Source organism: Candidatus Goldiibacteriota bacterium HGW-Goldbacteria-1, from assembly GCA_002839855.1.
Lineage (GTDB): Bacteria > Oederibacteriota > PGYV01 > PGYV01 > PGYV01 > PGYV01.
Genome location: PGYV01000004.1, coordinates 185,211 through 203,548, shown reverse-complemented (window position 1 = coordinate 203,548; position 18,338 = coordinate 185,211). Strand labels below are relative to the sequence as shown.

Genomic DNA, 18,338 nt, shown 5'->3' with positions numbered 1-18,338 from the left:
CGAAAGCAATAGACCTTATAGGGACAGCGCTCCTGCGCTGTCCGGCAGGAATGGGATTAGCATGCGGTAATGTTTAACCAATAAAGACAAAATTAAAAATACGAGGTGATATGTGAAAATATTAATTACAGGCGGGGCGGGGTTTATTGGGGCTAATGCCGCGGAGCGGTTTTTAAAACAGGGCCATGATGTGTATGTGTTTGACAATCTGTCGCGCAGGGGCACGGACTGGAACCTTTCAATGTTAAAAAAACACAAAAACCTGACATTTATAAAAGGCGATACCCGTATTTATAATGACCTTTTAAAAGTCTTTAAAAAGAACAAGGATTTTGACGTGGTGCTGCACTACGCGGCGCAGGTGGCGGTTACCACTTCTGTTACCGACCCGCGCGAAGATTTTGAAATTAACGCGCTTGGCACTTTTAATGTGTTAGAAGCAATAAGAAACACAAAGTCTGACCCTGTTATAATTTATTCTTCCACCAACAAAGTTTACGGCGGTATGACAGATATTAAGATAGTTGAAAAAAAAGGCAAATATGCTTATAGGGATTACCCAAAAGGCATAAGCGAAGGAAGGCTCTTGGATTTTCACTCCCCCTACGGGTGCAGCAAGGGAACCGCGGATCAGTACATGATAGATTACAGCAGGATATACGGTTTAAGGACAGTGGTGTTCCGGCAGAGCTGCATTTACGGCTACCGCCAGTTTGGCATAGAAGACCAGGGCTGGGTGGCGTGGTTTACCATAGCCGCCATGTTGAACAAAACAATTTCAATTTACGGCGACGGCAAACAGGTGCGCGACGTATTGTTTATAGAGGACTTAATTGACGCTTATGAAGCGGCGATTAAAAACATAGACAAAGTAAAAGGGCAGGCCTTTAACATAGGCGGCGGCGCAAAAAACACAATGTCGCTTCTGGAGCTTCTGGCATTTCTGGAAAAATTCTTCGGCAGAAAGATACCCACAAAGTTTGGGCCATGGCGCCCCGGCGACCAGCCTGTTTTTGTCTGCGATATAGCAAAGGCAAAAAAGATGTTAAACTGGCAGCCAAAAACTTCGCCTGAAAAGGGCGTGGAAAAACTTTATGGCTGGGTAAAAGAACATAAGAACCTGTTTACTGATATCGGGTAGCGTTTTGAAAATACTTTTTGTATCCCACAGCTCTGTTTTACAGTACCACCAGCAGAAGCTGTGCCTTATGGCGGAAAAATTCGGCGCTGAAATTATACTTGTAACCCCGCCTTACTGGCCCGAAGGCGGCATAGATGCGCCTGTATATACGGGTAATCAATCCATAACTTACGAAACCGGTAAAACGGTTATGATAAAAAAACGTTTCTTCCACCTGTATCTTAACGCCTATGACATCATCAAAAAGCATAACCCCGATATTGTTTATCTTGAAGAAGAACCTTTTGTGGCTGTGACATGGCAGTTCATAAAAGCCGCAAAAAAAGCGGGCAAAAAAACCGTATTTTTCACTTGGGAAAACATTCACCGCAGCTACAACTTTATCTACAATAAAATAGAAAAATACTGCCTTAAAAACGCGGACGCGGCAGTGGCGGGCAATAAAGAAGCCGCTGATATCCTTAAAGTAAAAGGTTTTGTAAATCCTCTGGAGGTAATACCGCAGTATGGTTTAAATATCAGTGATTTTTCACCTGCATGCGGTTTTGGCAGCGGGATTAAAGAGGCGGTATATATAGGAAGGCTTACAGAAGAAAAAGGCATGGATACACTTATTGAAGCGGTGTCAAAAGTAAAAGATATTAATTTAAATCTTGTGGGTACGGGTAATGAAGAATACGTTAATACGCTTAAAAACTCCGCAGCAAAACTAAATATATCAGAGCGGGTTATTTTTCACGGGTATATGGACAGGGCGCAGCTTAACGAATGTATAAAGAATATGCAGGTGCTAATTTTACCGTCAGTGACGACAGAAGGGTGGAAAGAGCAGTTTGGAAGGGTGTTGATAGAGGCGTTCGCTTCCAAAATAGCCGTGATTGGTTCTGATTCCGGTGAAATACCCAATGTCATAGGTGACGCAGGCCTTATTTTCAGGGAAGGCAACCCTTTTGGCCTTGCTGAAGCAATAGAAAAACTGCAGAATAATAAAGAATTATTTAATTCACTTGTTGAAAAGGGATACAAACGCGTAAGTGAAAATTATACAAATGAAATAATCGCGGGGAAGATAATAGCGCTGTGTAAAGCGCTGCTGTAAGATATTAAAACATAGAGGGTAGAGATGAAGTTTGTAAACGGGCTTATAAGCCTTTTTTATCCCACTGAATGCGCAAACTGCGGCAGGTACATAAAGGATTTTCAATACGGTTATGTCTGCCCTTCCTGTTACAATTCCATAAAACCAATCGGCAAAAATTACTGTAAAATCTGCGGTATTTCATTACCGTCCAAACACGTTGACACATGCACCGCGTGCAGGGTGAACAAAAGGTATTTTGATTACGCGCGTTCTGCCGGCGCGTATGAAGGCGCGCTTAGGGCGCTTATACACTCCTTAAAATTTCATCAAAAGACAAAAGCCGGAAAAGTAATCGCGCAATATTTTATGAATAACGCGGATGTGGATTTAACCGGTTTTGTTTTTGTCCCCGTCCCGGTAAGCAGGTTAACAGGCGCGGAGCGGGGTTATAATCAAAGTGAAGTGCTGGCAAAAGAATTGGCAAAGCTAAGCGGCAATAAGGTAATTAACGCTCTGATAAAAGTAAAAGAGACGCAGCAGCAGAGGTTTCTTGAAAGGCAAGACAGGGCAAAAAACGTAAAAGGCGCGTTTAAAGCCTCGTCTGACGTTACGGGCATGCCAATCGCGCTGGTTGACGACGTTGCCACCACCTGCGCGACGCTAAATGAAGCCGCACGCGTGTTAAAAAAAGCAGGAGCGGGGAAAGTGATATGTTTGACGGCGGCGAGGACTTTGTAAGCCGGAGGCTTGGTAAGTAGAGGCATGGATGGTTAGATGCTTGGAGGCTTGGTAAGTAGAGGCTTGGATGGTTAGATGCTTGGAGGCTTGGAAGAACTGGAACTGGTAGCCGCACCTTTTAAGGTGCGGCAGTAGATTTGAAATTATGGGGTTAAAACCTAAAAAACAAAACCACGTAATAAATAATTATTTTGTACTTGAATTTGAATTGTGGCGCGGGTATACTTTGTATGGAAACAAAAACTGACAGCATACGGGGTGAATGATATGGCGAAACTTGCGACCTTTACAAACAAGATAGATAAGGATGTTAGGGATAAATTCAGGAACTTTTGCGATGAAAAAGGGTATAAAATACACAAATTACTTGAACGCGCCATGCTGGATGAGATGAGGATTGTGGAACTTAAAGAAGATTCGTTTAACTTTGAATCCGCGTTTGATAATTTTGAAGAGAAATTAAAATCAGCCAAAGGTTTTTCTGAAGTAACAGGTAAAAAAATACCTTCCAAAATCAAAACAACGGCAAAAAAATAGATGGAGTTAATATCTTTTCTGGAACAGGCGTTACTAAAATATAATATGCTGACAGGGCAAAAGAAAAAAATATTCTGCAGAATTATCCTTGCGTTATCCCGGCTTAAAACCTTTAATAATACTCCCGGTATAATAAATGTGGTTTGTGACAGCAAGCTGGGGATAAAAAAAGTACACTATAATGATAAAAATCATTTTGAGATTGCTTTTGCTGTTTTAAAAGACGGGAAAATCGTAATTGCGGATTTTAAGTGCCTGTTTTAAAAAACGTTAACGTAGAGACGCAATACATTGCGTCTCGGTTTTGTATTTGTTCAAAATCCTAAATCTCACCGCTTTTTTAAAGAAATTATGCTAACATATCCTTGTAATTATAAAATATCAAAACAAAGGGAATTGGGATGAAAAAAATAACATTACTTTCACTTATCGCGGTTATCGCTTTAATTGGATTGTCTTTTTTACCACTTAGTGCTGAATCTGTTGACGGCGAATTAGTTATCAATGATAACAAAATCCTTTTAATAAAAGATAAAAATACTGTTATTATAAATGATGATACGGATGAAAAACGTAATATTAAGTTTTCGATATCAAAAAAGAAAATATTATATGCAAAGAAGAAAGGCGAGGGAATCTTTGATGTTTATGTTCATAATGCCGAAAATGGGCGCTTAGAATTTATAGTAAATTCCGGGGTTAGTTGCTTTGATTTATTGGATGTGGAGATACCCAATAATAATATTTTGTTTTGCCGCTGTGACAAAGACAAGGGATATGAAGAGATAAGATTTTCTTGGTTAAAGGATAAAAGCAGGTTTCTTAGTTTGTTGGGGGCGAAATTCAGCATGCCGAAATCTGCAGATAAAATAATTTATATACAATTGCCGCCAAGAGGGGCTCCTGAATCAATAAGAATGGCGGTAAAACTGTTATCTCTGACCGGCAATAAAAAGATAAAGTTTGATGAAAAACCCATACCTGTAGTTTATCAATTTGAAAGCGAAGATATCGGCATGCTGTCAGATTTTGTTTGGAAAGACCCGGATACTGTGGCGTTTATAGTTGCAGGCATTAAAAATAATAAGCTGGTTGTGTTGAATTTTCATAAAGACATAAAGAATCCCGGAAAGACTTTGAAAATATTTGATAAATCGATAATGAAAATAGAAAAACTTGAATGGGTTAATAACAGAATAAGAATAACCGGCACAAATCATAACGGTGAACCCGTGATGGCTGTTTTGGAGATTTAAAAGAGCGTATTTAGGATTGATTTTTGGTAGACGCGGACGCGGGTCTTCAGCCCGCGGCAGTTAGATTTTTGTCCTGGTAGGCGCACCTTTTAAGGTGCGGTTGGAGCGAGCATGCGCAGCGGAAATCCCTGCGATGAAGCGAGTTTACGGGCAGAAGAAGCAGGGACAGTATAGATTTAAAACAACGCACCCTGAAGGGTGCGGCTACCAGAACGAAAAGCACAAGCTAAATTAATAATGAAACCATATGAGGTGGGAAAAGTGAAAAACAAATACATTCTTGCAGTGATTTTTTTATTATTTACGCAGTGTGTTTTTTCTGCAGATATTAAGTTTACGGAGGAAGAAGAAAAAGCAATAGATGAAAGAATAAAAGAAATGAAAAAAGGCAGAAATATTATTGTTGTTAACACAAAAGATGAACCGCATGAAGAGGAGCAATCAAAATATAATTTCAGTGAAGAGATTATAGTGGAAGGTGAAAAGGTTTATGCGGAAATAGATGGGGTTAAAATTAAACTTTTTGATCGATTGGGAGAGAAAAAGCATATTATACTTTCGCCGAATAAAGAAATGGTTGCGTATTTTGATAAAAAGGATCAGATAGTGCCGAAAAAAGGCAATCTTGAATACTTTACAGTATGGACTATGAAACTATCAGGGAAAGGCGCTAAAAAGCATATTGTTAAAAATTTAACGGACAGAATAGAAGATATTATATGGATAACAGATAAAGAATTTTTAGTTAAAGGTTATTCGTTTGGTTCGAATGAAAATGCCGTTTTTACGATGTTTAAAATAAATAAGAAAAAAGAAATGATGTATTTTCCTGCAAGAAGTATTGCGATATCTCCTGATAAACGATTTATTTGTATGCTCAGATATATGCCGAGAATGGGTATGCCTGAGGAGTATATGTCAGATTATGTGGATGTTTTAGATCTAAAAGCAAGAAAAATGTTTGTGGCATATCCTTTTGAAAATGGAGAGGAAAAGAAATTTGAGAATTTGAAGGAACGATATGATGTGTCCTGGAAATTTGTTTGGGCATCAAATACTGATGTTTATTTTGTTTGCAATCACAATGAGTCCGGATATCTGGTTAGTTTGAAGTATGATAAATCCGCTGACAGGTTTGCTATCAATGAAAAGAAAATGGAAAATTATTTTGTGTGGGTTAAAGAGTTTAATCTGCTTGGTGATAGATTTGAAATAAAAGGTAAAATAAGAAATAGCAGTACTTCTGCGGATGAAGATGCGGTTGAGATGGTTTTGTTTTAGTTTGTTCGGTTTGTTTTATAACGTAGAGGCGCAATATATTGCGCCTCGTATTTTTTAAAATCAAAATCAGAGACGCATCATGATGCGTCTCTACATTAAATACAATGCCAATGGCAAACATCAATCGTGTTGACCACGGGTGGGATACATAGTAAAATCCTTAAAACACTTAAGGCGGAGATAAATGAAAAAAATAAATTCCAGATGCGTTGTGCTTTTGTCCGGCGGGCAGGATTCAACCACTGCGCTTTTTTGGGCGATGAAGAAATTCAAAAACGTTATGGCTGTAAGCTTTGACTATGGCCAGCGCCATAAAATAGAACTTAAAAGCGCGGCTAAAATTGCCAAACTTGCCGGGGTAAAACACACGGTTATTGTTGTTAAAGAGTACGAAGCTATCCAAAACTCCGCTTTGCTTGATAAGACATCATCAATTAATAAACACGATAAAATAAACAAAAAACTGCCGGCGTCTTTTGTACCTGGCAGGAATATCCTGTTTTTAACTGCTGCCGCGGCTTACGCCTATGTTAACAAAGCGGAAAATATCGTAATAGGCGTGTCGCAGGCGGATTATTCAGGATATCCGGACTGCAGGGGGGAGTTTATCCGTTCAATGGAAAAAAGCCTATCGCTGGGGATGGAATACCCTGTAAAAATTCATACTCCTTTACTGAACAAAAACAAGATGCAGACAGTGCTTTTGGCGAAAGAATTGAAAGTGCTTGATATGATGAAATATACGCACACATGTTATGAAGGTAATAATAAGCCCTGTAATAAATGCCCGGCGTGCAGACTCCGCGCGAAAGGTTTTAAAGAAGCCGGCATTGCCGACCCGCTGAAACACAATTAAAGGTTTATCTTTTATTTCTCTGCAATGACGCGAAAATACCCGTAATACACAGCGCGGCTGACAGCATAAACGCCGCCTGTACGGCTTTTATAAACTCGCCCATATTTGAAGGTTCTATCTTTGCGGTTCCTATGAATATTGAAAGCGCCATCATCCCTATGGCAAGGCCGGTCATCTGGCCTGTCACCCTCATTGTCCCAAGCGCGGCTGACGCAATTGAATAGTCCTTTCTCTCCACGCTGCTCATAACCGCGTTGGTGTTGGGCGAAGAGAAAAACGCGAACCCAAACCCTATAAAAATAAGCGCGGCTGCCGTGTAATACACCGGCGTCTGCGCGTTAATAAAGACAAGCATTAAAAGGCCGGCTGCTGTCATTGCCATTCCTGATGATGCAATTTTACCCGGGTTAAACCTGTCTGATAATTTTCCTGCCGCGGGGGCGAATGCCATCATAATTACCGGCTGTATCATAAGCACCAGCCCTGCCGCCTGCGGGGAAAAGCCTTTAACGTACTGCAGGTACAAACTTAAAAGGAAAGAGACCGCGAAAGAAGAGGCGTAGTGAATAAGCGCGGCCAGATTTGAAAAGGCAAACACCGCGTTGTGAAAAAACAGCTTCATATTCATAACAGGGTGTTTTATTCTAAATTCCACAATAACAAATAAAATAAGAAGCAGTATGCCAAGTATAAGCGCCGCTGCGCCTGTCGTTGAAGGCAATGACGACAGCCCGAATATTAAAAAGAACATTCCGGGCGCGAAAATTAAAGAGCCGATAAGGTCAAAAGATTCGCCGCCCGATTCCGCCCATTCGCCTTTCATTTTAAACGCGGCAAAAAAGACAGCTGCCGCGCACATTGAGGTATTAAGCAGAAATATATAACGCCATCCGAAATTCTGCGTAAGAATGCCGCCTAAAAAAGGCCCTGCTGACAGCCCCGTATAAACCGCGGCAACGTTAAGCCCAAGTACTTTGCCCCGTTCTCTGGCGTTAAAAACAGATGTTAAAATCGCTACACCCGTCCCAAACACCATTGACCCTCCAATACCCTGAACCACGCGCAGGGTTATAAATAAAACGACGTTTGTAACAAACACGGTGGCCAGTGATGATAATGTAAAAATTATCATTCCTAAGGTGAAATACCTGCGCCTTCCGTAAATGTCGGCAAGCCTGCCGAATGGTACCTGAAAGATTGCCGAACTTAAAAGGTAGGATGTGGCAATCCAGCCAAGAAAAAGGGCGCTTACGCCGAATTCTTTTCCTATTGAAGGTAATGCCACGTTAAGCGAAGAACCCATAAATGACATGGAAAAAGCCGCTATCATTGCCGATATAAGCGCCGCGTTTTTTGTTTCGCTGTCATATTCGTGGAGTGTATTTTCGTTAATCATAATGATAAATATACCGTATATGGGGGGAGAATAAAAGTGATTTTATGGTTGGAGGCTATTTGGAGGCTTGGATGGTTAGAGGCTTGGAGGCTTGGCAACATGGTTTGGTATTGGTAGCCGCACCCTTCAGGGTGCGTTGTTTTAAATCAACTGCCGCATATAATACCGGGTAATATTATTATGGGCTCGGTATTAAAAAGGTGCGCTTACCAAATCTAAAACCAATTTAGAACAACTGCAACTGCCCCGGGCTAAAGCCCGCGGCTACCAAGGCCAAACCGATTGTCTAGCTGCCGGTAATCTTCTGTCCCTCTGTCCCTCTGTGCATCCGTCCCTCGGTTTCTATTTCCCGTTCTTCAAATCCCGCAGGGTTACGTCGCTCTGGTGGTAGCGCCGGAATATCTTTGTAAAGGTGGTGTGGGAAAACAGCCACGCGAATGGTTTAAAGCGGGTAATAAGATAAAGCGCCCAATAGCACACAAAAAATAACCCCAACGAGCTGATCAACATAAAAATCATTGAAGCAAATTCGTTATTAAAAACAGGGTTCTGTATTATTACCTGCTGAACCGCGGCTGTAACAGCCCCAAAAAGCAGCCAGCACACAATTACTAAATATGAATGCGCCGCCTGAATGGATTTTTCCGGGCAGTAAGCGATACACCTTTCGCAGCTTTCACATTTAAACGTCCAGTAAGGTTTTTTTATCTTCTCACCCTTCATTATAATCGCGCCGTAAGGGCAGTTGGCCGCGCAGATACCGCAGCTTGTGCACTTTTCATCCGCAAACATAACCTTGGACAGCATCAAACGACCGGCTATCAAATACGCAAAACTTACCGGTAAAAACGTCAGCCCCATTATCCATGACGGAATGCCTTTAAATATCCGCCTGCCTGATGCAACCGTATCCATAAACGCGGAAATTTCGCGTTTTGTTTTGTCGTAAAAATACTGCGCGTGTTTCTCCGTCATTCCCCAGTGCAGGGCAAGCCAGTTTGTGGGCATATCCATTCCCGCGAAACCGCGTATGTCATAACCTTTAAGCAGAAGTATTAACGCGATAATCAAACACGCTGTGCCTTCCATTCCGGGCAGGGGCAGCGGGCCGTAGTAAGCGCCGGCGCGGGTGGCTATAATAATTGCGGGCGCTTTTTTTACGCGGGGCATCATAAAAGCAAATTTAATCGCGGGCCATGCGGCGGTGAAAGCGTGAGTGGGTGTAAATATTCCCGTAAGGTTATTATCTGACGGCGGGTTGTTTTTAAGGGATGCTTTCTCCATTGGTATGACAGACGCAGCACAGCCGTGTTCCTTTAATTTTTCGCCCGCCCAGACGGCTGTCTTAAATGAATTGCCTGTACCGGACATATAGTAAAATGATGCTTGGATGCTTAGAGGCTTAGAGGCTTGGATGTTTTGCAAAATTTATTTTATTATGCCGGAATTTTTCAGTTTGTCGCGGCAGGAAGGGCATACGCTGTCTTTTGCAGGTTTTCCGCAGAACCTGCATACAGAAGAGTTGGGCCTGTTTGAAATTTTAAGCGTGCCTTTATCTATAAGCCGGTTGACAGTTGAAAAGGGGACGCCGGTATCCTTGCAGACCTGAGACACGCTGGCAAGGGGGTTTTTTCTCAAGTATAAAGTCACTTTTCCAAGGTCCATGCCGTCTTTCATAAGGCAGTCAGGGCACACAGTTGCCGATGACTGGCCTGTATCCATTGTCCTTCCGCATCTTTCACAGTTTTTTAGCGCCAATTTAATGCTCCTTATTGCAGATTCTTTGTTATATATCGGACATATTTCATATATCTTTAATTATAATTTATCCGCAGTATAAAGCAATAGCATACTTGCATATTATTAAATTGAAAATAAGGTTTAACGGGTGTAAAATTAGCGTATTAATTACTTTTGGAGGTAATAATATGAAAAAGCTTATTATGGTACTGTCTTTATTTTCGTGTATTTCAGTGTACGCGGCTATCCCGGGGTTTGAAAATGCCGCGGAAATTAAGGCGCCGATATCCGGCGTTACTGTTTATTCAAACACGGCATATGTGGAAAGAAATGTTAATGCCTCACTTGTCAAAGGCGAAACGCTTCTTGCGATAACCGACCTGCCTGTGGGAATGGTGGAAAACACCCTTTCGGTAAAAAAATCCGGGGCAGGCGCTTTTCTTGTAAAAGAGTTTGAATACAAAGAGGTGCTTTCAAAAGCGGTTTTCGAGCAGAAAGAGAAAGAACTAAGGGTTACTCTTGAAACTATAAAAACTGAAATAGCGGCAGTTGAAGATAAGATAAAAGCAAATGAATCAAAGATAAAGGCGCTGGAATCAATAAACGCCAAGTCCGCGGATGAGGTTTCAAAAGCGCTGGTTACAAAAGACGTGTCTGTGGCAAATCTTGACGCCATAATAAAGTTCGCGTCCAAAGGGTTAGAGCAGGCATACAAAGACAAGCGCGCGGCTGAAAAGAAAGTTAAAGAATTAAAAGAAAAAGCCGCGGTAATGGAATCTGAACTTTCTTCCGTGCGCGCGGGTAACCTAAAGCGCAATAAGGTGCTTTTTATAAGGATAGATTCTTCCGCGGCGTTAACTGACGCGGGAATAACCGTTAAGTACGCCGTATATAACGCGGGTTGGTACCCGTCTTATGAAGCAAATTATACGCCGGAATCGTTATCGGCGGAAGTGGCATATAACGCTGTGGTTTACCAGCAGTCCGGGGAAGACTGGAAAAATATAAAACTTACCGTATCTACGGGAAACAAGCAGCACAATATTAATATCCCACAGCCTGCGCCATGGATTTTAAGGGAACGCCAGGTTTACAGGGCTCAGAAGATGCTTATGAAAGCGGAAGCCGCGCCCGCGGCAATGGCAATGGACACAGCGGTAATGGCTGAAGCTGAAGAAGCTTACGGCGAAGCGCCCGCGGCTTACAACGCTATAATGGAAAATGAACTTTCCATGAAGGTGGAAATGAAGGGAAGGTTTAATGTTCAGTCAAACGGGGAACCTAAAAGCGTCTTTTTAAAAAATATGAAATTTGACACCGCGGGAATGTACTATTCGGCCGTGCCTTCGCAGAACGACGCGGCTTACCTTACCGCGGAAATAGAAAACAAAGACGAACTTTCCTTAATGCCCGGCGAGATGGCCGTGTATCTTGACGGCGATTATTCCGGCAAACAGCAGATTGGCAAAGTGATAAACACAGGGGACAAACTTACGGTCTCCTTTGGCATAGACGAGAACATAAAGATAAAAAGGGAAATAACAGATAAGAAAACCGGAGACCGCGGCCTTTTTGGCGGCGACAACGGCGCTGATTACGGCTTTAAGATAACAGTTGAAAATTTCAACAAAAAAGAGGCACAGCTGGAAATTAAAGAGCCCATGCCCGTATCGCAGCACGATAAGATTAAAGTTGAAGTTTACAAAGCAAGCGAAGAGTGCGTGGAAAAAGATGAAAAAGGAATATGCACGCTGAAGTTTAAACTTGGCGCGGGCGCGAAAAAGGTAATTACATACAGGGTAAAAGTTACATATCCGAAAGATATGAACGTGGAAGGGTTGTAATACAGGTTACAGGTTACAGGTTACAGGTTACAGGTTACAGGTTACAGGTTACAGGTTGTTACAGGTTACAGGTTACAGGTTACAGGTTACAGGTTACAGGTTACAGGTTACAGGTTACAGGTTACAGGTTACAAGTGACAAGTGACAAGTGACAAGTGACAAGTGACAAGTGACAAGTGACAAGTGACAAGTAACAGGTAACAGGTGACAAGTGACAAGTGACAAGTAACAGGTAACAGCTGTCAGTTCTCAGTTGTAAGTTGTTAGTTGTAACCTGTAACTTGTCAGCTGTCAGCTGCAACTTGTAAGCTGTCAGTTGTAACCTGTAACTTGTCACTTGTAACTTGTAACCTGTAACTTGTCAGCTGTTAGCTGTAACTTGTCAGCTGTTAGCTGTAACTTGTAACCTGCAACTTGTCAGTTGCAACGGAGGGACTTATGGCGGAGACATTATCGGAACTTTACAGGCAGAGTTTTGAACAAAACGCGGCGCTGCCGGCTTTTTCGGATTACGGCAAAGAGCCGATAACTTATGCACAAGCCGCGGAAAAAGTGGCCAAGATGCACGAATCTTTTTCCGAAGCGGGGTTAAAAAAAGGCGACAAGATAGCCCTTGCCGCGCGTAACAGCACCAATTGGGTGCTTACTTACCTGTCTGCCATAACTTACGGCGCGGTGATAGTGCCCATTCTGGCGGATTTTAAACCGTCGGAAATTCAGCACATAATAAACCATTCAGACTCCGTGCTTTTATTCGCCTCTGAAGAGATATTAGAACAGCTTGAACTGACTGAAACCGAGAAACTTGCCGCCGCGTACAGGATAGACACGATGGAGCGGGAATACTTAAATAAAAAGGCCGCGTTATTCATGAGAGCCGTATCCGCGGTTAAAAATATTTTTGCAAGAAAAAAACCCGAAAAAGAACCGGCGCATTTTTTTATGCGCGACATCGCTGACAGCGAAACCGCCGCCATTGTGTACACGTCCGGCACTACCGGGCTTTCCAAGGGAGTGGTGTTAAGCCGCCGCAGCCTTTATATTAACGTAAGGTTTGCCATGGAAAACATGCCTTTAAAACCGGGCGACAACGTTCTGTCGTTTCTTCCGCTGGCGCACTCTTTTGGCTGCGCTTTTGAATTTTTATTCCCCACAGCGGCGGGATGCCACATAACGTATCTTGACAGGCTGCCTTCGCCCACAGTACTTGTGGAGGCGTTTGCAAAGATAAAGCCAAGGCTTATCCTCTCTGTGCCGCTTGTGCTTGAAAAGATTTACAGGAATCAGATAAAAAAGAGCATAGACGGCACCCCCACGGGATTTTTACTGAATGTGCCGGTTGTGGGCAAAGGCATTGAAGCGGTTATAAGGAAAAAGATAGTGAATGTTTTTGGCGGAAACTTCATGGAAATAGTAATAGGCGGCGCGTCTTTAAGCCCGGAAGTGGATGATTTTTTCAAATCTATTAAATTTCCGTTCACGATAGGGTACGGCATGACAGAGTGCGGCCCGCTTGTTTCCTACGCCAACTGGAAAGACCATAAAAAGGGCAGCGTTGGAAAATTGATAAACTATCTTCAGGCAAGGATAGATTCGCCGGACCCGGCAAAGGTCCCCGGCGAGATTCTGCTTAAGGGTGAAAGCGTGATGAAAGAGTATTATAAGAATCCGACGGCCACGCGCGATACCATTGTGGACGGCTGGTTAAAGACAGGCGACCTTGGCACTATGGACAGCGAAGGCAATATCGCGCTGTGCGGCAGGTCGAAAAATATGATACTTGGCCCTTCCGGGCAGAATATTTATCCTGAAGAGATAGAAACAAAACTTTCGGTGATGCGCTATGTAAGCGAATGCGTTGTGGTGGACAGGGGCGGAAAAATAACAGCGCTTGTTTTTCCGGATATGGACGGCGCGGATAAAGACGGGCTTGACGAAGCGGGCCTTGAAAAAGAGATTGAAAATATAAGAAAAAAACTTAACACGCAGCTGCCGGCTTACAGCCAGGTATCTGCCATTAAAATACACGCGCAGGAATTTGAAAAGACGCCTTCCAAGAAAATAAAAAGGTTCCTGTACAGCTGAATATGAAGGTAAATTGTGAAAAAAAATAAAACTTTACCCGTATCCGCCGCGGCGTTATTAATTTCTGCCATGCTGCACGCCGGAATAATAGGCACTGCATCCGGTATGTTTTCTTTATTTAAAGGGAAGCATACGGTTACAAATCAGCCGGTGGATGTCACGCTTGAACTTATGCCGTATGTCGCAAAGACCGGGCATAAAACAGAACTGGCTAAAAATGATACGGCCGCGCGCAGCGAAACTTCAGATAATAATGATATGGGCGGCGGCACGGCTGCTGCCGGCGGAGATATTGAAACACAGAATTCAGTCTACGCGTACAATGACGCGGTAAAACAGAGGATACAGGCAAACCGTTTTTATCCGCCGCAGGCCAGGCAAAAGGGAATTGCGGGAAAGTCTGTGGTGGCTTTTTCCATTAACCGTAACGGCACCGTGGCAGACGCGCGGCTTTTAACATCGTCAGGTGATGAAATGCTTGATAAAGAAGCGGTGCGGAATATATGGCGCGCCGCGCCTTATCCGCCGCTTCCGGATGCAATAAAAGCAGAGCCGTTTGCCCTGCAGATAGCCATAGTTTTTAAATTAAATTAATTATATGGGGTGTTTATGAAAAAGATATTTGTTTTACTTGCAGCTGTAATAATATTTTCATCGTGCGGCGATAAAACGGCGCAGCAGAATGTTTTGTGCGGCACATCCATGATTGCGTCGCTGGCAAAGGATATAGCGCCGGGGATAAAAAATACCGTGCTTATCCCGCCGGATGCCTGCCCGGGACATTTTGATTTAAAGCCTCAGGACGCCCTTGCGGTAAAAAAAGCAAAACTTATAATAATACACCCGTATCAGCAGGCGCTGGCGCAGGCGATAAAAAAGATAAATAAAAAAGCAAGGGTGGAAGTTTTAAAGGCATCCGCGCTTACAACGCCGGAAGGGTATTTTAACGGTTTATCAGAAATGGCGGCGCTTTTAAACGGGAATTTTCCGGGGAATTTTGAGCAGTATGAAAAAAACAGGCAGGCTGTGGTCTTTTCTATTATGGAAAATGTGACTGATGATCAGATGTACATAAGCTGTATGAGGAAAAAGAAGGTTAAAGCGGTTGTAAGCGCGGTTCAGAAGGATTTGGCGGAATATTTTGGCTTTGTCCCTGTAACGTTATTCGGGGAGGCGGAAAATCTTACCGCAAATGAAATAGCATCAATTATTAAAGAGGGCAGAAACAAGTCTGCCGCGGTTATCTTAAGCAATTTAAACGGCAGCCACGATACGTCAGCTGAAATAATAAATAAGGAACTGAAAGTTAAAAAAGCGGTGCTTTTAAATTTTCCGGGCGCCTACGGCGATGACAGCGCTTTTCTTGCGCTGTGGAGATACAATTTTAACCTTATAAAGCAGACCGCAGGAGACTGCAGGCAATGAACAATGTTTTCGCCGCGGTGGAAAATCTTGGTATTACACTGGGTTCAAAAAAAATACTGTCGCGGGTAAATCTTAAAATAAAACGGGGGGAATTTGTAACCATTGTGGGGCCAAATGGCTCCGGTAAAACCACGCTTGTAAAATCCCTGCTGGGGCTTATAAAGCCGGGATGCGGTAAGGTTTTTTTAAACACAAAATTATACGGCTACATTCCGCAGTCTTCGTGTGAAGAACGCGGTTTTCCCGCCACCGCGTGGGAATTGATAGAAAATTCCGCGTTAAGCACGGGAATGGATAAAGCGGCGGTAAAAAAAGAAATAAGTGAAATAGTAACTGAACTTAAAATACAGAAAATTTTAAAATCACGTTTCTATGAACTGTCAGGCGGGGAAAAACAAAAAGTGATGCTTGCTATGGTGCTTGTAAGAAAACCGGAACTGCTGGTGCTTGATGAACCTAATCTTAACCTTGACCCATACGCGTACTTAAATTTTCTTAAACTTGCCGATTCAATACATAAAAAACACAATATCACCGTTATATTTGTAACGCATATGATAAACGCCATGCCGTTCTCTTCGGCGCGCGTGGTTGTGCTGAAAAAAGGGGAAATTTCTTTTGACGGCATGGCAGATAAGCTGTTTGGCGGAAAAAACGCCATGGAAAAAATATATGGATGAACTTTACGTAAAGGCGTTTTTATCGTGTGTTTTTACCGGCGCTTCGTGCGGCCTTGCAGGCGCGTTTATCTTGCTTCTGGAAATTCCTTTTGTGGGCGTGGCAGTGTCTCACGCCGCAATGGCAGGCGGGGTATGGGGGGTTATTTTAGGGCTTCCCGGTAAACTTTCGGCTTTTGCCGCGTCTATTTTAATGTCGGCCCTTTTAGGGCCTGTCTCTGACAGGGTTAAGTCATCGGTTAATTCAATTTTAAGCGTGATGTTCGCGTTTTTAATGGCGATTGCGCTTTTAGGTGTGGGAATCTTTGAAGGGCACAGGCAGATGCTGTATTCGGTACTTTGGGGAAATGTCTTTCTTTCCGGCTGGGCGGATATTGCTGTTTCTGTTTTTATCCTGGCAATAGAAACCGTTTTTATAGTTTATTACTACAGCAGGCTTGTGTTTGTGCTGTTTAACAGGCAGATGGCCGCGGCAAACGGGATTAAAGAAAAACGGATATATTATATGATGCTGCTTTTAACCGGCGCGGTGGTGTCTGCGGGGCTTAATACGGCGGGCGGGCTTATGATATTTGGAATGATAATCCTGCCGGCTGCCGCGGCAAAACAGGTGTGCATAAGTTTTAAGTCTTTTTTAATATTATCAGGCCTGGCGGGATTTCTTGGAGGGGCGTTTGGCAGCCTGCTGGCTTTCGCGTTTAATCTGCCCCTGGGGGCAACTGTGGTCATTTTTATGGCGGGTATTTTTTGCGCGTCTGCCGTGTATAAACATTTTTGGCGGTCAAGATTAAAAGAAATATAGAAATTTTTGGTGTATAATTAATCAAACGGACAAACGGGGTGTTAAATGAAAAAACAGATACTGGCATGCGTTATTGTTTTATCTTCCTCAATGATTTTATTCGCGCTTGAAAAAGAAGACAAAATAATGGTACTGATAGAAAATATTGAAAAGACCCCCGCGGCAGAATCGGCCGCCACGCTTGTGCCTGTACCTGCGCAGCAGATTCAGCAGAAAGATATAAAGAAGACAAGGGAGATACTTGACCGGGTGCTTGAAGAAAAGATGATTGATGAAAGGGAAGCGCTTACTTTGCAGAGGATAAAAGAGGCGGAAAATAAGTCGGCGGCAACTGATCTGATACTGGGCGTTATGATTATGATTAATTTTCTTTTTCTGGTGTATATAATGGTAAGGCTTAACGGGCGTGAAAAATGAACATACATATAATTATGCACGTGCCTTTTGAAGGTCCCGGCACAATAGAACCGTGGGCAAAGGCAAGGGGGCATAAGCTGACATATACAAGGGTATATGAAAATGAAAAATTTTTGGAAATGGACGCTTTTGATATGCTTATAATAATGGGCGGCCCGATGAGTGTTAATGATATTGATAAATACGCGTGGCTGTCAGGCGAAAAAGGTTTTATATCAATGGCAATATCTTCATGCAAAAAAGTGCTGGGCATATGCTTGGGAGCGCAGCTTCTGGCAGAATGCCTGGGGGGCAGGGTTTATCCCAACAGGGAGAAAGAAATAGGCTGGCATAATACTTATCTTACGGAAGCAGGAAGGCATTTAAAAGTCCTTGAAGGCATCCCGCATGAATTTTCTGCTTTTCACTGGCACGGTGAAACTTTTGAAATACCTGACGGTTGCGAGCGTATTGCGTATTCTGACGCGTGTGAAAATCAGGGTTTTATTTGTGGGAATGATATAGCCGCGTTTCAGTTCCACCTTGAATCCACACAAGAAAGCGTTAAAGAACTTTACAGCAGATGTGAAAATGAAATTGTACCGGGTAAATATGTCCGGACGCTTGACACTGTAATGGAAAAAAAGAACAGGTTTGCATTTATAAACGAACAGATGATAAAGTTCATGGATAACTTTTCCCGATAAATCCCGCTTTTGAAAAAACACATAACCCCTGTGGTTTTCTTCCAATTCTCGAATTTCGAATTCTCTATATTTGTTTTATGTTTTTTCTTCCGTCCCTCAGTGCATCCGACCCTCTGTCCCTCGTGTTTTATTTGTCTTTTCCGCTTCTGCTTATCTGCCTATAGCTTAAACCGCTGTTCTTTCGCTCCTCCCAGCTGCCCAGCCGCAGTCTTCCAGGTGTTGTGTGTATTTTTTCAGCACGCGCCGCAAATTGGTATGTTTGTATCCAAACAACCTTGAAATCTATACTGTGTTCACTCATTGGCAATCGGGAACCCGCGGCACAACCGGATTTGCCGGCGCAGCATTAAACCGCCCGTGCCGCATACATACTATG

19 protein-coding genes are annotated in these 18,338 nt (G+C 42.9%); 16 read left to right on the top strand and 3 right to left on the bottom strand.

Annotated elements, in window-relative coordinates; all coding sequences use genetic code 11:
- Nucleotides 1-112 precede the first annotated feature (112 nt).
- From CVV21_04715 to queC, 8 genes are all read left to right on the top strand, one after another.
- Entirely contained in the window at nt 113-1,141 is a 1,029-nt protein-coding gene (locus CVV21_04715; GenBank protein ID PKL92054.1) for a CDP-paratose 2-epimerase, read from the top strand.
- 4 nt (nt 1,142-1,145) lie between these two features.
- Nucleotides 1,146-2,240: a hypothetical protein gene (locus tag CVV21_04710; protein PKL92053.1), complete on the top strand. Its 1,095-nt coding sequence runs from the start codon at nt 1,146-1,148 to the stop codon at nt 2,238-2,240.
- 24 nt (nt 2,241-2,264) lie between these two features.
- Nucleotides 2,265-2,960, top strand: coding sequence for a hypothetical protein (locus tag CVV21_04705; GenBank protein ID PKL92052.1), 696 nt, complete (start codon nt 2,265-2,267; stop codon nt 2,958-2,960).
- A gap of 267 nt (nt 2,961-3,227) precedes the next feature.
- Nucleotides 3,228-3,497 (top strand): hypothetical protein, encoded by a 270-nt coding sequence (locus CVV21_04700; GenBank protein ID PKL92051.1) that lies wholly within the window; start codon nt 3,228-3,230, stop codon nt 3,495-3,497.
- Nucleotides 3,498-3,761 (top strand): hypothetical protein, encoded by a 264-nt coding sequence (locus CVV21_04695; protein ID PKL92050.1) that lies wholly within the window; start codon nt 3,498-3,500, stop codon nt 3,759-3,761.
- A gap of 137 nt (nt 3,762-3,898) precedes the next feature.
- Nucleotides 3,899-4,753, top strand: a complete 855-nt coding sequence (locus tag CVV21_04690) for a hypothetical protein (protein PKL92049.1) — start codon at nt 3,899-3,901, stop codon at nt 4,751-4,753.
- Nucleotides 4,754-5,014: 261 nt separating this feature from the next.
- Complete coding sequence (locus CVV21_04685; GenBank protein PKL92048.1) at nt 5,015-6,034, top strand: hypothetical protein; 1,020 nt, start codon at nt 5,015-5,017, stop codon at nt 6,032-6,034.
- A 184-nt stretch (nt 6,035-6,218) separates the two neighbouring features.
- Complete coding sequence (gene queC, locus CVV21_04680; GenBank protein ID PKL92047.1) at nt 6,219-6,890, top strand: 7-cyano-7-deazaguanine synthase QueC; 672 nt, start codon at nt 6,219-6,221, stop codon at nt 6,888-6,890.
- 4 nt (nt 6,891-6,894) lie between these two features.
- Here queC and CVV21_04675 read toward each other — a convergent pair whose 3' ends face one another.
- The 3 genes from CVV21_04675 to CVV21_04665 form a co-directional block, all read right to left on the bottom strand.
- Nucleotides 6,895-8,286 (bottom strand): MFS transporter, encoded by a 1,392-nt coding sequence (locus CVV21_04675; protein PKL92046.1) that lies wholly within the window; start codon nt 8,284-8,286, stop codon nt 6,895-6,897.
- A 342-nt stretch (nt 8,287-8,628) separates the two neighbouring features.
- Nucleotides 8,629-9,657, bottom strand: coding sequence for a (4Fe-4S)-binding protein (locus CVV21_04670; protein PKL92045.1), 1,029 nt, complete (start codon nt 9,655-9,657; stop codon nt 8,629-8,631).
- 57 nt (nt 9,658-9,714) lie between these two features.
- A complete protein-coding gene (locus tag CVV21_04665) occupies nt 9,715-10,044 on the bottom strand; it encodes a hypothetical protein (protein ID PKL92044.1) in 330 nt (109 codons plus the stop codon).
- Nucleotides 10,045-10,214: 170 nt separating this feature from the next.
- Between CVV21_04665 and CVV21_04660 the strand changes: the two genes are divergently transcribed.
- The 8 genes from CVV21_04660 (at nt 10,215) to CVV21_04625 (ending at nt 17,962) form a co-directional block, all read left to right on the top strand.
- A complete protein-coding gene (locus tag CVV21_04660) occupies nt 10,215-11,870 on the top strand; it encodes a hypothetical protein (protein ID PKL92043.1) in 1,656 nt (551 codons plus the stop codon).
- Nucleotides 11,871-12,308: 438 nt separating this feature from the next.
- On the top strand, nt 12,309-13,955 hold the full coding sequence (locus CVV21_04655; protein ID PKL92042.1) for a long-chain fatty acid--CoA ligase: 1,647 nt from the start codon (nt 12,309-12,311) through the stop codon (nt 13,953-13,955).
- A 15-nt stretch (nt 13,956-13,970) separates the two neighbouring features.
- Nucleotides 13,971-14,549 (top strand): hypothetical protein, encoded by a 579-nt coding sequence (locus CVV21_04650; GenBank protein ID PKL92041.1) that lies wholly within the window; start codon nt 13,971-13,973, stop codon nt 14,547-14,549.
- Between the two features lie 15 nt (nt 14,550-14,564).
- Nucleotides 14,565-15,380: a hypothetical protein gene (locus tag CVV21_04645; GenBank protein ID PKL92040.1), complete on the top strand. Its 816-nt coding sequence runs from the start codon at nt 14,565-14,567 to the stop codon at nt 15,378-15,380.
- Nucleotides 15,377-16,060 (top strand): hypothetical protein, encoded by a 684-nt coding sequence (locus CVV21_04640; protein PKL92039.1) that lies wholly within the window; start codon nt 15,377-15,379, stop codon nt 16,058-16,060. Before CVV21_04645 ends, CVV21_04640 begins: the two co-directional genes overlap by 4 nt.
- The gene (locus CVV21_04635) at nt 16,023-16,859 is read left to right on the top strand and encodes a hypothetical protein (protein PKL92038.1); all 837 of its coding nucleotides are present in this window, start codon (nt 16,023-16,025) and stop codon (nt 16,857-16,859) included. The genes CVV21_04640 and CVV21_04635 overlap by 38 nt, the downstream gene beginning before the upstream one ends.
- A 45-nt stretch (nt 16,860-16,904) precedes the next feature.
- On the top strand, nt 16,905-17,276 hold the full coding sequence (locus CVV21_04630; GenBank protein ID PKL92037.1) for a hypothetical protein: 372 nt from the start codon (nt 16,905-16,907) through the stop codon (nt 17,274-17,276).
- Nucleotides 17,273-17,962 carry an amidotransferase gene (locus tag CVV21_04625; GenBank protein ID PKL92036.1) on the top strand — a complete coding sequence of 230 codons (690 nt, stop codon included), beginning with the start codon at nt 17,273-17,275 and terminating at the stop codon, nt 17,960-17,962. The genes CVV21_04630 and CVV21_04625 overlap by 4 nt, the downstream gene beginning before the upstream one ends.
- The last annotated feature ends 376 nt before the right edge of the window (nt 17,963-18,338 follow it).